Annotated in this window: 12 protein-coding genes; all 12 read left to right on the top strand. The window is 45.5% G+C overall.

Annotation, left to right across the window (positions count from 1 at the left end; genetic code table 11):
- Nucleotides 1-93: 93 nt before the first annotated feature.
- The 12 genes from T525_RS0100845 (at nucleotide 94) to fliB (ending at nucleotide 14,336) form a co-directional block, all read left to right on the top strand.
- Nucleotides 94-1,038, top strand: a complete 945-nt coding sequence (locus tag T525_RS0100845) for a nitronate monooxygenase family protein (RefSeq protein WP_027405606.1) — start codon at nucleotides 94-96, stop codon at nucleotides 1,036-1,038.
- Nucleotides 1,039-1,055: 17 nt separating this feature from the next.
- Nucleotides 1,056-2,300, top strand: a complete 1,245-nt coding sequence (gene fabF, locus T525_RS0100840) for a beta-ketoacyl-ACP synthase II (RefSeq protein ID WP_027405605.1) — start codon at nucleotides 1,056-1,058, stop codon at nucleotides 2,298-2,300.
- A gap of 18 nt (nucleotides 2,301-2,318) precedes the next feature.
- Nucleotides 2,319-3,035, top strand: coding sequence for a ribonuclease III (gene rnc, locus T525_RS0100835; protein WP_027405604.1), 717 nt, complete (start codon nucleotides 2,319-2,321; stop codon nucleotides 3,033-3,035).
- A 117-nt stretch (nucleotides 3,036-3,152) separates the two neighbouring features.
- Nucleotides 3,153-3,962, top strand: coding sequence for an MBL fold metallo-hydrolase (locus T525_RS0100830; protein WP_027405603.1), 810 nt, complete (start codon nucleotides 3,153-3,155; stop codon nucleotides 3,960-3,962).
- Nucleotides 3,963-4,173: 211 nt separating this feature from the next.
- Nucleotides 4,174-5,343 (top strand): efflux RND transporter periplasmic adaptor subunit, encoded by a 1,170-nt coding sequence (locus T525_RS0100825; protein WP_027405602.1) that lies wholly within the window; start codon nucleotides 4,174-4,176, stop codon nucleotides 5,341-5,343.
- A 12-nt stretch (nucleotides 5,344-5,355) separates the two neighbouring features.
- Complete coding sequence (locus T525_RS0100820; RefSeq protein ID WP_027405601.1) at nucleotides 5,356-8,559, top strand: efflux RND transporter permease subunit; 3,204 nt, start codon at nucleotides 5,356-5,358, stop codon at nucleotides 8,557-8,559.
- A gap of 228 nt (nucleotides 8,560-8,787) precedes the next feature.
- Nucleotides 8,788-9,831, top strand: a complete 1,044-nt coding sequence (gene recA, locus T525_RS0100815) for a recombinase RecA (protein WP_027405600.1) — start codon at nucleotides 8,788-8,790, stop codon at nucleotides 9,829-9,831.
- A complete protein-coding gene (locus T525_RS0100810; RefSeq protein ID WP_027405599.1) occupies nucleotides 9,824-10,312 on the top strand; it encodes a regulatory protein RecX in 489 nt (162 codons plus the stop codon). The genes recA and T525_RS0100810 overlap by 8 nt, the downstream gene beginning before the upstream one ends.
- Before the next feature lie 106 nt (nucleotides 10,313-10,418).
- Entirely contained in the window at nucleotides 10,419-11,951 is a 1,533-nt protein-coding gene (gene guaA, locus T525_RS0100805; RefSeq protein ID WP_037324811.1) for a glutamine-hydrolyzing GMP synthase, read from the top strand.
- Between the two features lie 80 nt (nucleotides 11,952-12,031).
- A complete protein-coding gene (locus tag T525_RS0100800; protein WP_027405597.1) occupies nucleotides 12,032-12,382 on the top strand; it encodes an arsenate reductase family protein in 351 nt (116 codons plus the stop codon).
- A gap of 156 nt (nucleotides 12,383-12,538) precedes the next feature.
- Nucleotides 12,539-13,393 carry a flagellar filament capping protein FliD gene (gene fliD / locus T525_RS0100795; protein ID WP_027405596.1) on the top strand — a complete coding sequence of 285 codons (855 nt, stop codon included), beginning with the start codon at nucleotides 12,539-12,541 and terminating at the stop codon, nucleotides 13,391-13,393.
- A gap of 82 nt (nucleotides 13,394-13,475) precedes the next feature.
- A complete protein-coding gene (gene fliB / locus T525_RS0100790) occupies nucleotides 13,476-14,336 on the top strand; it encodes a flagellin lysine-N-methylase (protein ID WP_027405595.1) in 861 nt (286 codons plus the stop codon).
- Nucleotides 14,337-14,403 lie beyond the last annotated feature (67 nt).

Here is a 14,403-nt window from a genome sequence, read left to right as displayed (position 1 = left end):
TTTTTGCGTCTTACCTTTAAGAAAGTCCCGTGAAGTTACTTCGCGGGATTTTCTAAAGAAGGTAAGTACCGCCCCATGAATGGAGGAGTAATTTTGAAGCTTCCTGAACTTAAATTTGGCGATAAAATTGCAAAGATGCCAATTATTCAAGGCGGCATGGCGATACGTTTATCTACAGGCAGACTGGCTGCAGCCGTTGCAAATCAAGGCGGTATCGGCCTGATTGCTGCATCTGGCATGACCAATGATGAGCTTCGTTATGAAATCAGGATGGCCCGAGCACTGTCAAAGGGGATTATCGGTATCAATATTATGTTTGCCGCAAAGAAATTTGCAGAAATCGTAAACACTGCTATTGATGAAGGTATTGACCTGGTAGTCGCTGGTGCAGGCTTTTCCCGTGATATATTTGGCCTTGGCCAGAAATCCGGAACTCCCGTTGTTCCAATCGTATCATCAGTAAAATTAGCGAAAATTTCTCAGCGTCTTGGCGCCGCAGCTATTGTAGTTGAAGGCAAGGAGGCAGGCGGTCATCTGGGTACTGACCAGTCTATAAAGACTATTATCCCGGAGATCGTTGAAGCTGTAGACATCCCTGTAATTGCTGCAGGAGGTGTTCTACATGGCCAGGATATTGCTGATTTAATAAAAATGGGCGTAAGTGGTGTCCAGATGGGCTCCCGCTTTGCTGCCAGTGTTGAGGCAAACAGTGCCCCAGCTTTGAAAGAATATTATCTTAAGGCAAAGCCGGAGGACGTGGTAGTAATTCACAGTCCTGTAGGCCTGCCAGGCCGTGCAGTTAGAAATCCGTGGGCCGCAAGAATCATGGATGGTCCTGTACCGCCAACCCAATGCGATAACTGTCTTAAGGCTTGTAAGCATAACTTCTGCATTATCAGAGCTCTTAGTCGGGCTCAGCAGGGGGATGTGGAGACAGGTCTTGTGTTTACTGGTGAATATTTGCCAACTATAGATAAGATTTTGACTGTAGAAGAAATTTTCCAGCAGCTTAAGGCAGAACTTGCTGTTATTAATTGAATTGTGAGGTGTTAATTTTGTCTAATCGCGTTGTAATTACCGGCCTTGGCGTAATCAGCCCAGTTGGTACCGGCAAGGACGTATTTTGGAAGTCCCTGCTGGAAGGTAAAAACGGAATTGATAAAATTACCCGCTTTGATGCATCTGAGTATAAGTCTCAGATTGCTGGCGAGGTAAAGGATTTTGATCCTGCTGATTACATGGACAAGAAAGAGTCTAAGCGTATTGACCGCTATGCTCAGTTTGCAGTTGCTGCAGCCAAGATGGCTGTAGAGGATGCAAAGCTTGATCTGGAGGCTGAGGATTGCGACCGTATCGGTACCTTCGTTGGTAGTGGTATTGGTGGTATTGAAACCATGCATGGGCAGTATCAGAAATTGTTTGAAAAGGGACCAAGCAAAATCAGTCCTTTCTTTATTCCAATGATGATTGCCAATATGGCCTCTGGTCATGTTTCCATCGCTTTGGGTTTACGCGGTCCAAGCAGCTGTGTTGTTACTGCTTGTGCAACTGGTACTAATAATATTGGTGATGCCTTCCGTGTTCTTCAGCGGGGTGAGGCTGATGTTATGGTTGCCGGTGGTACTGAGGCAAGTATTTCTGAAGCAGCAGTAGCAGGCTTTTGTTCCATGAAGGCACTGTGCAGTGATCATAACGATGATCCGGCACATGCATCCAGACCTTTTGATGCCAACCGCAGTGGTTTCATTATGGGTGAGGGTGCAGGCATTGTTGTACTGGAAACCCTTGAGCATGCTGAAAAGCGCGGTGCTCATATTTATGCTGAGCTTGTTGGCTATGCTTCCAACAACGATGCTTTCCATATAACTTCCCCGGCTCCTAATGGTGAGGTTGCTGCCAAGTGTATGGCCAAGGCTCTTGCTGATGCAGGGCTGGAGGCATCTGAGGTTGATTACATCAATGCTCACGGTACTTCTACTCATTTAAATGATGAGACTGAAACTCAGGCTATTAAGGCTGTTTGGGGTGAGCATGCAAAGGACGTATCTGTAAGCTCCATTAAGTCCATGACCGGACACCTTCTTGGTGCTGCTGGTGGTATTGAGTGTATTGCTACTGCCTTGTCTGTAGAAAATGATATGCTGCCACCTACTATCAATTATGAGACTCCGGATGAGGGCCTGGATCTTGATTACGTACCTAACAAGGCAAAGGCAAAGACTGTTCGTGCTGCTTTGTCCAATAATCTGGGCTTTGGCGGACATAACGCTTGTATTGTATTAAAAAAATATTCTAAGTAAGAAATTGAGTGATTTATTATGGTTGAGCGTGTGACTGCAGAACGCAGGAGGCGCTTGGAAGGACTGGCAGGTCAGCTGGGTGTGCGCTTTAAGCACATCGGCTGGCTTCATCAGGCCCTTACCCATACCTCCTATGCAAATGAGTCTCGCATTCGTGTAGAGCATAATGAACGCTTGGAATTTTTAGGAGATGCGGTGCTGGAGCTTGCTATCAGCACCTATCTTTTTAAACATTTCCCAGAACTTCCTGAGGGAGATCTTACTAAATCCAGAGCAGCTGTTGTTTGCGAAGCAAGTCTTTCCAGCCGGGCGGCGGAGCTGAATCTGGGTGATTATCTGCTGCTAGGACACGGAGAGCAAAGCTCCGGTGGTCGCAAGCGGGCTTCTATTTTGGAGGATGCCTTTGAAGCAGTAATCGGAGCAATTTACATGGATCAGGGCTGGGCATGTGCCCAGGCTTACGTCATTCGCCAGTTGGAAGGCCATCTTGATCAGGTGGAAAAGGGCGTATCCACAGTAAAAGACTATAAAACAATGCTTCAGGAGCTGGTTCAGCGCCATGGGGAGAACAAAATCTGCTATTGCATGATTGGTTCAGATGGTCCTGACCATGCCAAGGTTTTTAAATTTGAGGTAAGGCTTAATGATGAAGTTTTAGGAATTGGTACGGGTCCAAGCAAGAAGGCTGCCGAACAGCAGGCGGCCAGGCAGGCTCTAGAAAAAATGAATAAATAATTAAAGGACTGTTGCGTTATTTGCAACAGTCCTTTATTATTAATGTAAGAGAAGAAGGTTAAGCATCTCTTTATGAGCTAAATAAAAATATCAAACGGTTTTATGGGAGGTAGTAATATGAGGAAGCTTATTTTTTTAGGCACCGGTAATGCTATGGTCACCAAGGTATTTAACACCTGTTTTTTGATTGAGACCTCTGACGGCGAGCTGTTTTTGACAGATGCCGGGGGCGGCAACGGCATACTGCGCCAACTGGAGCTGGCAGGAGCTGACTACAATAAGCTTCATCACATGTATATCACCCATGCCCATACTGACCACATTATGGGAGCAGTGTGGGTTATCAGAAAAATTGCTTCACTGATGAACAGCAGCAAATATGATGGGGAGTTTCATATATACTGTCATGATGAGGTGAAGGATATCCTTCTCAGCATGTGCGAAATGATGCTGAAGCGAAAGGATTTTGAACATATTGGTGACGATATTATAATCCACGAGATTTGGGATGGTCAGGTTATTGAGCTTACAAGCTTTGATATTAATGTATTTGATATTTATTCCACCAAGGCCAAGCAGTTTGGCTATCAGCTCCAGTTCAAGGAGGATAACCTTATGCTGACCTGTCTGGGGGATGAACCATTTAGTGAAGGCTGTGAGGAATATGCCAAGGGGTCTGACTGGATGCTGTCAGAGGCCTTCTGCAAATTTGAGGACAGGGAAATTTTTAAGCCTTATGAAAAGCATCACAGTACCTGCAAGGAGGCTGCGGAGCTGGCCAAGACCCTTGAGGTAAAGAATCTGATCCTCTATCATACAGAGGACAAGACAATTGATACCCGTAAGAAGGCGTATACTGCAGAAGCAAAGCAGTATTTTGACGGAAATGTTTTTGTTCCTGATGATTTGGAAGTCATTGAATTCTAATCTAAATTTAATCTAATTTTAAGCGTATACTGTTGGTAAAATTCATATAATACAATAGCGAGACTAGGTACGAGTTATATAAAAACGTATAGTTCGTACCTAGTTTGCGTTGACAATGCTTTTTTTCTGCTGTAGCATAATATAATGGCAGTTGCTTATTTATTAAACATTGTTACACAATAATTAATTTTTATATGAGGAGGAATGTGACTTGTTATCCAAAAAAGGTATTGTAATATGTGTCGTTGCTGTTATTGCAGCAGTTATTGGCGGCTACATGTTCCTTATGTCACAGATGGCCGGCCAGCGTCAGGGGGGGGGAGCCCCGCAGGTCAAGGCTATGAATGTTATTAAGCGAGATACTCCTGTTACACTGGAATATCCTGGTACTGTAATTGGCAAGGACACCACCAAGGTGACTTCCAAGGTTTCCGGCACTATCGTGGAGAAGTACATTAAGGGTGGCGATCAGGTTCAGGCCGGTCAGGCCCTGTACAGAATAGATTCCAGAACATATCAGGCGGCTCTTTTGAATGCCCAGGCAAATCTTGCCCAGGCTCAGGCCAACCTCAATAATGCCAAAGTGGATTTGGCCAGAATTGAGCAGCTCTATGCCGCTGAGGCCGTTTCTGAGCAGGTTCTTACCAATCAGCAGGCCCAGGTGAATGCCCTTGTGGCAAATGTTTCCGCCATGGAGGCACTGGTTCAGACTGCCCAGCAGAATCTTGATGATACAGTTGTTTACGCTCCTATGAGCGGTAAACTGTCTGTGGATGATGTGGCAGTTGGCACTTATGCTGCTGCTGGTACAACGGCGTTGGTTACCATTGGTACCAGCGATCCTATGATGGTTCAGTTCAGTGTCAGTGAGGCTGAATATCTTAAGTATGTCGGGGATTCTGTAGTTCCTGGTCAGGCATTGCCATCAAAGAATGTTCGTATTGTCCTTTCTGATGGTAAGGAGTACCCTGGTCTTGGAAGTGTTGTGGCTGTTGACCGCGCAATGGAGGGCAGCACATCTTCCCTTATGCTGAAGGCACAGTTTGAAAATTCAAAGGGTGTCCTGATTCCGGGCATGTTTGCCCGTGCCCGTCTTGTGGGTGATACCATTAAAGATGCTATTCTTGTACCTCAGCGTGCCGTTCAGCAGCTTTTGGGCAAGTCCTTCGTTATTATTGTAGGCGAAGGTAATAAGTCCGTTGTTGTACCAGTAGAACTGGGAGACAGTGTAGGCAGCTATTATGTAATAAAGAGCGGCCTTAATGGCAGTGAGCAGGTTGTGGTTGAAGGTCTTACCAATCTTACAGAGGGTGTTGAGATGGCAGTGACGACTGTTTCTGCTGATGAAATGGGCTTCTCGTTTATTGAAAAGCACGAATAAGGGGGTAGACTGGTGTCTAAATTTTTCATACATAGACCGATATTTGCAATAGTTATATCCCTTATTATCGTGATTGGCGGCTTAATATCCGCCTTCCAGCTTCCTATTGCCCAATATCCCCAGATTGCACCGCCTACTATTTCGGTAAGTACAACTTATGTTGGTGCAAATGCCAAGGTTGTAAATGAAACAGTGGCCCAGATTATCGAACAGCAGGTAAATGGCGTTCAGGGTATGGATTATATGAGCTCCAATGCTTCTGATTCCGGCTATTATTCCCTGTCTGTTGTGTTTGAGCTGGGTACTGATGGTGATATGGATGCAGTTAAGGTACAGAATAACGTAGCTGTTGCAAATCCAAGTTTGCCGGATAGTGTTAAATCTGTAGGCGTTGTAACCTCAAAGGCTTCCAATAGTATGGCCCTCATGGCCGCTATTGTATCCCCGGAGGGGACTTTTGACAGCACCTGGATTAAGAACTTTTCTGATATATATTTGATTGACAAGGTTAAGCGTGTTGACGGTGTAGGTTCTGTACAGGCCTTTGGTGCTGATCATTCCCTGCGCATCTGGCTGAATCCTGACAGATTGGCTGAGCTTAATCTTACTGTCAGTGATGTAGCCGCTGCCATTAATGAGCAGAATCTTCAGGCTCCTGCAGGTACTGTGGGTGCCCTGCCTATCCGCAATCAGCAGGAAAAGCAGTTTACTGGTAAGATTGATGGCCGCTTGGTTACTCCTGAAGAGTTCGGTAATATTGTAATTAAAACTGACAGCAATGGTACCATGGTACATCTTCGGGATGTGGCCAGAGTGGAGAACGGTCCTAAGCAGTATGCCGTATTCTCAGATATGAATGGCGCCAAGAATACTGTGGCTTTTGGTGTCCAGCTTACAGAAGATGCCAATGCCATGACTACAGTGGCTGAGGTCCGCAAAATTTTGGAGGACGCGGAAAAGGATTTCCCTCCGGATTTGAAATTACAGTACATTGTTGATACTACTGAGTTTATCAGTACCTCCATCAAGGAAGTGGTGGAGACCTTTGTTGAGGCGCTCCTGCTGGTAGTATTGGTTGTATTCATATTCCTCCAGAATTGGCGTGCAACCCTGATTCCGTTATTGGCGGTTCCGGTATCTCTTATCGGTACATTTATTTCGTTTATAATTTTGGGATTTTCTATTAATACTCTGACACTTTTTGCCATGGTATTGGCAATAGGTCTGGTAGTAGATGATGCCATTGTTGTTATCGAGAATGTGGAGCATCACATGAGTACCGGACTCACCCCTATTGATGCCACTGAGCGGGCCATGGATGAGGTACAGGGACCGGTAGTGGCCATTGCCTTCGTGTTGGCAGCGGTTTTCGTGCCTGTTGCCTTCCTTGGCGGTATGATGGGTGTGCTCTATCGTCAGTTCGCTCTTACTATTGCCATTTCCATGGCGCTGTCGGCCTTTGTGGCACTGACCCTTACCCCGGCTTTGTGTGCAACTATACTAAAGCCGGTGGACTATGATGCCAAAAAGGAAAGGGACAGCAGCGTACTAGACAGATTCTTTAATAAGTTCAACGAGAAATTCAATGAGATGCGTATCAGCTATCAGGGTGTGGTAGGCTGGTTTATAGGTAATGCCAAATACGCTGTTATTCTAATTGTGGTAGTATTGGGTCTTACAGGGCTTCTTTACAAGATTGTTCCAAGTACCTTCGTTCCTGATGAGGATCAGGGATATTACGCGATTTCTGTATCTTTGCCAGAGGGTACTTCCATCAACCAGACAAGTGTGACCATGGACAATGTGTCCAGTGCTGTCAGGGGACTGCCAGGGGTAGAAAATGTTATCTCCATCACTGGTTTTGATATTTTCTCCTTTGGTACCAAGTCCAATGCGGGCACTATGTTCGTTGGACTGGATGGCTGGGATGATCGCACAACTCCTGATACCTCCATTAATGCCATAATTGGTAAAACCTTTGGCGTTGGTGCCAAGGTAGCCCCGGAGGCCCAGGTAATTGCATTTAATATGCCTGCTTTACCAGGTCTTGGCAATGTAGGTGGCTGGCAGATGGAACTTCAGGATTTGTCCGGCCATACTGACGAGGAGCTGAATGAAGTTTCACAGAAGATTGTGGCAGCAGCGAACCAGCGCCCTGAGCTTCAGGGTGTCCGTTCCACTTTTAAGGTTAATTCTCCTATTGTTCATTATGATATTGACAGAGATAAGGCCAAGAGCCGTGGCGTTAAGCTTTCTGATATTTTTACCACCATGCAGACATTCTATGGCGGTTCCCAGGTAAATGACTTTAATGAGTTCGGACGCAGCTACAAGGTTGTGCTTCAGGCTGACAAGGCATACCGTACTTCCGCTGATGATATGCGGTTTATGTTTGTGCGCAGCAGCAATGGAGATATGGTTCCATTGGAATCTCTGCTGACTCCAAAGCTCAGTACAGCACCTTCCATTATACATCGCTTTAATGCTTCCAAGGCTGTTTCCTTCCAGGGTAATGCTGCCAGCGGTTATTCCTCTGGTCAGGCCATTGCTGCTATGGAAGAGGTTGTAAGAGAGGTTGCCCCTGCGGGCTTCAACGTTGAGTGGTCCGGTCAGGCCCGTGAGGAAATCAAGAGTGGTGACTCCACTGGCCGCGTATTGGCCCTGGCATTAGTATTTGTATTCCTGTGTCTGGCAGCCCTTTATGAAAGCTGGAGCGTGCCTTTTGCGGTAATCCTTTCTGTTCCGGTGGGCATTTTTGGTGCCCTGTTCTCCGAGCTGGCCATGAGCCTTCTGGAGACTCTCACTGTTGGTCCGAATGCGGGCCTTCAGAACAGCGTGTACATGCAGATTGGTGTTATCATGCTTATTGGCCTGTCAGCAAAGAATGCAATACTGATTGTAGAATTTGCCAAGGCCCGTGCTGATATGGGTATGAATCCATTGAAGGCGGCCATTGAGGCAGCTGGGCTTCGACTTCGCCCAATCCTCATGACTTCCTTCGCCTTCATTATCGGTTGCTTGCCGTTGGCAATTGCCTCCGGTGCAGGTGCGGCTGCCCGTAATGGTATGGGTGTTGCCGTAGTTGGAGGTATGTTGTTTGCTACCTTCATCGGTATATTCATTATTCCTGCATTCTACATCATAACAGTCCGTTTTGCTGATATGGTGGGCTGGAGCAAGAAACACAAGAAGGAACACGACAAGAAGTTCGTATAAATTGTAATTGTTTTTATAAAAATGAAGCTATTTAAAAAAATAGCTTCATTTTTTAATTTAAAAGCGCTATAATGTAAATATAATAAATAGGTGGACAATAATTAGCCCAACGCAATAATGGGTATTGTATTAAAAACTTTTGTTTGGTATAATACATAACAGTGATATGGAAATATCGAATACATATTCTAAAAATACTATGCAAATATAGAAGGGAGATTATTATTAATGGAGAAGGAAGAAGCTTTAAAAAATGCCCTGAAGCAGATTGAGAAGGATTATGGCAAGGGGGCCATTATGCGTCTTGGTGATGCAGCCAACAATATGAACGTAGAGGTTATCCCTACTGGCATATTGCCATTGGATATTGCCTTGGGAGTTGGCGGCATTCCCCGTGGACGTATCATTGAGATTTATGGTCCTGAATCCTCCGGTAAAACCACAGTTACTCTCCATATGATTGCTGAGGCACAGAAGAATGGCGGAATTGCCGCATTTATTGATGCGGAGCATGCGCTGGATCCTGTATATGCCAAGAAGCTGGGTGTGGATATTGATAATCTGCTTATTTCCCAGCCGGATACAGGTGAGCAGGCCTTGGAAATTGCCGAGGCTCTGGTTCGCAGCGGAGCTATAGACATTATCGTAGTGGACTCTGTAGCTGCGCTTGTTCCAAAGGCTGAAATCGAGGGTGAAATGGGTGATGCCCATGTGGGCCTGCTGGCGCGTCTCATGAGCCAGGCTATGCGCAAGCTCACCGGTGTTATCAGCAAGTCACGTACTACTGCCATCTTCATTAACCAGATTCGTGAGAAGGTTGGTGTTATGTATGGTAATCCTGAGGTTACCACCGGCGGCCGTGCCCTGAAATTCTATGCCTCTGTCCGTCTGGATGTCCGCAAGTATGACCAGGTTAAGCAGGGTACCAATGTACTTGGCAACAGAACCAGAGTAAAGGTTGTCAAGAATAAGGTGGCTCCACCTTTTAAAACTGCTGAGTTTGACATTATGTACGGTGAAGGCGTGTCCCGTGAGAGCAGCCTCATTGATATTGCAGCTGATCTTGAAATTCTGCAGAAGAGCGGCTCTTGGTATTCTTACAATGATACCCGTCTGGGACAGGGCAAGGATACCGTTAAGGAAATCTTGAGAAATCAGCCGGAGCTCTTCGATGAAATCGAGGGCAAGGTTCATGAAATGCTGAAGGATGATGCGGTTCTGCAGAAGCTGACCTCACCAAGCAAGAAGTCAAAGGCTGGCAGCGATGAATAATAGTCCCTCCCGTGCCCAAAACAGGCCAAAGCCATCTGCAAAGGCCAAGGCTGTGGATTTGCTTTCAAGAAGTGACCAAAGTGTAAGAAGGCTTACGGAAAAGCTTGCCCGCAAGGATTACAGTGAGGAAGAAATTCAGGAGACCATAGAGTGGCTTCAGGAAAAGCACTACGTAGATGATGAGGCGGGGTGCAAGAGACGTTTTGAGTACCTCTATGAGTCCTCCGGCTACAGTGTAAAGCAGATTTGCGCAAAGCTGATGCAAAAGGGCTATGACAGCAGTCTGGTCCGTTCCTGCGTCCCTGATGACATATATGACAGGGAACTGGAAAAAGCCGGCAGAGTAGTTCGAAGCAAGTTTAAGCCCGGGGCAGATTTTCGGAAGATGCAGCAGTATTTGTATGGCAAAGGCTTTGATTACAGTGCTGCCCGTGATGCCATTGAGGATTATCGGCAGGAATGGCCGGAGGAGGAAGAATAATGTGTTTAAAGGGGATTGCCTTGGGCGGTCCCTTTTATTAATTTGGGTACTGTGATATAATGTTTTAGACTAAAATTGAAGGAGGATAAAGCTCTTGGCAAACGAAATGATACTGGTATTGGATTTTGGTGGTCAGTACAATCAGCTGATTGCCCGCCGTGTCCGTGAGTGTAATGTATACTGTGAGGTTCATCCTAATACTTTAAGCATTGAGAAGATAAAGGAAATGAACCCTAGGGGCATTATTTTTACTGGCGGTCCAAACAGCGTATATAAACCTGAGTCTGCTACCATTAGCACTGAAATTTTTGAACTGGGTGTGCCTGTTCTGGGTATATGCTATGGCTCCCAGCTCATTGCTCATCTTCTGGGGGGCAAGGTAGACACAGCTCCTGTAAGTGAGTACGGCAAGACAGAGGTCGCTATCAAGAGTTCTTCTTCAAAATTATTTGATGGTGTTTCCAGCAAGACTATCTGCTGGATGAGCCATACGGACTATATCGCCAAGACCCCTGAGGGCTTTGTGGTTACTGCGGATACGCCGGTTTGCCCTGTAGCCGGCATGGAGGATGAGGCAAGAAAGATTTATGCTGTACAGTTCCACCCTGAGGTGCTTCACTCTGTTGAGGGCTCCAAGATGCTCAGCAACTTCGTATACAAGGTTTGTCAGTGCACCGGTGACTGGCGTATGGATTCCTTTGTGGCAACTACTATTGCTCAGCTTAAAGAAAAGATCGGCAAGGGTAAAGCCCTTTGTGCCCTCTCTGGTGGTGTTGATTCCTCTGTAGCCGCAGTTCTCCTCTCCAAGGCCATTGGCAAGCAGCTGACCTGCGTATTTGTAGATCACGGTCTGCTCCGCAAGGATGAGGGTGACCAGGTGGAGGCTGTATTTGGCCCTGATGGTCCTTATGATTTGAACTTTATCAGAGTTAACGCTCAGGAGCGTTTCTATGAAAAGCTTAAAGGGGTAACTGAGCCAGAGGCAAAACGCAAGATTATCGGTGAGGAGTTTATCCGCGTATTTGAGGAAGAGGCCAAGAAAATTGGTGCTGTAGATTTCCTGGTACAGGGTACCATTTATCCTGATGTTATCGAGAGCGGCCTTGGAAAGTCTGCAGTAATTAAGTCTCACCATAATGTTGGCGGCCTTCCTGATTATGTGGACTTTAAGGAGATTGTGGAGCCATTACGTCTGCTCTTTAAGGATGAGGTCCGTAAGGCCGGCCGTGAGCTGGAGATTCCGGAATATCTTGTAAACCGCCAGCCATTCCCAGGTCCTGGACTTGGTATTCGCATTATTGGTGAAGTAACTGCCGAGAAGGTAAAGATTGTTCAGGATGCTGATGCAATTTATCGTGAGGAAATTGCCAAGGCCGGGGTGGACAAGAACCTGGGCCAGTATTTTGCGGCCCTTACCAATATGCGCTCCGTAGGTGTAATGGGTGATTTCAGAACCTATGATTACGCTATTGCCCTCAGAGCAGTAATGACCAGCGACTTTATGACTGCCGAAAGCGCCCAGATTCCTTGGGAGGTCCTTCATAAGGTAACCAACAGAATAGTGAACGAAGTAAAGGGTGTAAACCGTGTAATGTATGATTGCACCAGCAAACCACCTGCTACTATTGAGTTTGAGTAAAATGAAATCTCGCAAGAATTGTAATGCAAATCTTGCGAGATTTTTGCTAGTAAAGACATTGAATAAAGGGGGCTGTTAACATGCTGTTTATTTGTTATCCAAAATGTACCACCTGTCAGAAGGCCAGAAAATGGCTGGAGGAGCACAAGGTAAAATATACTGAGCGGAATATTGCCACTGATAATCCCACCTATGAGGAGCTTAAGACGTGGCATGAAAAGAGCGGGCTGCCATTAAAGCGTTTCTTTAATACCAGTGGCATGATATATCGTGAAATGCAGCTGAAGGATAAGCTGCCTTCCATGAACCAGGAGGAACAGCTGAAACTATTGGCAACGGATGGTATGCTGGTAAAACGTCCCCTTTTAATTGCAAAGGATAGGGTGTTGGTGGGGTTTAAGGAAGCTGAATGGACTGAAAAAGTGCAGTAATTGGCATGGCCGCACCTTGAAAATGTTATTTTCCTTCTTATTAAAAATAAGGTGACAAAAAAGCTAAAATGTGATAAAATCACAATAGGGAATTTGTACGCTTTGTTATTGCTATATAGGATGTATGAGGTTTCAAGGATGAAAGGTGGATGACTTATGGCTATGACAATTAATTCAATGATAAACAATAATTACAGTTTTAGCCAATTTACCCAGAATTATGGTATTTCTTCCAGTGGCAAAAAGTCTGCAAATCAGAATAATGCCATTTCCACAATGTGGAATAATTATGCCAATAGTCAGAGCAGCAGCGGCGTTGGCTTTAATGCTGCGGACATTTATGGCGTAAAGGAAAGTGCCCGGGAGCTGCTTTCTTCCTATGAAAGCACCAGAAAGGATTTCAATGAGGAGTTCAGCTCCAAGATGGATGACCTTTCCAAGTCCATTAAGAATCTTAAATCAACTGATTTCAATGTGGGTAAGGATGCCTTGAGCACGAAAGAGGTTACTACCACCGATAAGGACGGCAAGACAACTACCAGCACCCAGACCGAGATGAGCGACGGCCTGAAGACTGCCCTGAAGAATGTAAAGGATTTTGTAAGCAGCTACAACGATGCTGTTAGCTTTATGAAGGACAATGCTTCCATTTCCAAGCGCATGGGTCGGGTTAGTGAGATGTTTGCCGATACCACTTATCGTGCTTCAAATTATAATAGCATTGGTATCAGTGTGGGCAAGGATGGCAGCCTTACGGTGGATGAGGATAAGCTGGCTAATGCAATTACCAATTCCCCTGACAAGGTATCCCGTATCATGGGCAAGGATGGTCTGGCAGGTAAGGCTGAGTCCCATGTCAACACTGCAAATGCCCAGAAGGATAACCTGTTCCCATCTGTTGAGTCCCTTTTTGGCAAGGAACTGAAGACGGCCCAGGTTTATACCGGCAGTGCCATGACACGCATGAATGGTTATGCCTATATGGGCAATTTCTTAAATATGTATTGGTAACATTTCGTATCAGTAATATTGAATCGTGGCGCCTTGCGTAAGCAGGGCGCTTTTTTAGTAATGATAAGGTTTAGGTGATAGTGTGCAGACCATATATCCGGTTTTTTACAATAAATTTGTCTGTGTGGCTGATAAATGCCGTCATTCCTGCTGCAAGGGATGGGAAATAGACATAGATGAAGCTACAGCGGCAAAATATAAGGAATTTCCGGGTACTCTGGGGGAGGAAATACGGCGTAATATAACCAGCCGGAATGGAATACATTCCTTTGTGCTTACGGAGGAAGATAATTGTCCATTTTTGCAGAAAAATGGCCTATGTAAGCTAATTTTATCTGCCGGTGAGGAAATATTATGTGAGATATGCAACAATCATCCCCGTTTTTATACTCTGTTAAACGGCTATGAGCTGGCCGGTGTGGGCTTAAGCTGTGAGGTAGCCTGTGAAGTGCTGCTGACAGGGGACAAACCATTGACATTTTGTCTGGAAGGCCATGGGGAAACAATGGATTTCAGCCAGCTGTTAAGTATGCTTGGAATCAATTTGTCATCTGAGCAGTTGATATTTGAGCCCGGGCTGGACCAAAGCGATGCCCTGGAAGTGCTGGATATTATGGGGAGAACTGAGCCAATAGATGATAGATGGACACAGGAAATTGGGCAGTATAAGGAATATGCTAACAATAACCCGGATTTTTTGGCAGACTATTTTAAAACAATGCCTAAGCTGTCTTTTCAGAAAATTTATGAGTATATTATGTACCGTCAGCTGGAAAAGCTGGGGGAATACAGTCTGGAGGATGTGTTAATTTATACGGATATTTCCACAGAATATATTTTTGTGGCGGCGGCAATAATTGGGAATTTGCCTGAGGTCCTGCGCCGTTGGTCGGAGCAGATAGAATACTGCCAGGAAAATGTGGCTATGCTGTTAATAATGTAGTGAAGAAATGTATGTGACATAAATCATAATTTCAGGCAGGAATAAGACCTCCCGTGTAGAAGTCTAC

The sequence above is a fragment of the Anaerovibrio sp. RM50 genome (genome assembly GCF_000622005.1).
Taxonomy (GTDB): domain Bacteria; phylum Bacillota; class Negativicutes; order Selenomonadales; family Selenomonadaceae; genus Anaerovibrio.
Note: the sequence above shows the minus strand (reverse complement) of the source record. Positions and strands in the feature narration are given on the sequence as shown.

Excerpts from the sequence above, each read along its gene's own strand:
- T525_RS0100800 (WP_027405597.1), top strand. The coding sequence starts at position 12,032 with ATGCTGTTTATTTGTTATCCAAAATGTACCACCTGTCAGAAGGCCAGA.
- T525_RS0100810 (WP_027405599.1), top strand. The coding sequence starts at position 9,824 with ATGAATAATAGTCCCTCCCGTGCCCAAAACAGGCCAAAGCCATCTGCA.
- rnc (WP_027405604.1), top strand. The coding sequence starts at position 2,319 with ATGGTTGAGCGTGTGACTGCAGAACGCAGGAGGCGCTTGGAAGGACTG.
- recA (WP_027405600.1), top strand. The coding sequence starts at position 8,788 with ATGGAGAAGGAAGAAGCTTTAAAAAATGCCCTGAAGCAGATTGAGAAG.
- T525_RS0100830 (WP_027405603.1), top strand. The coding sequence starts at position 3,153 with ATGAGGAAGCTTATTTTTTTAGGCACCGGTAATGCTATGGTCACCAAG.
- fliD (WP_027405596.1), top strand. The coding sequence starts at position 12,539 with ATGGCTATGACAATTAATTCAATGATAAACAATAATTACAGTTTTAGC.
- guaA (WP_037324811.1), top strand. The coding sequence starts at position 10,419 with ATGATACTGGTATTGGATTTTGGTGGTCAGTACAATCAGCTGATTGCC.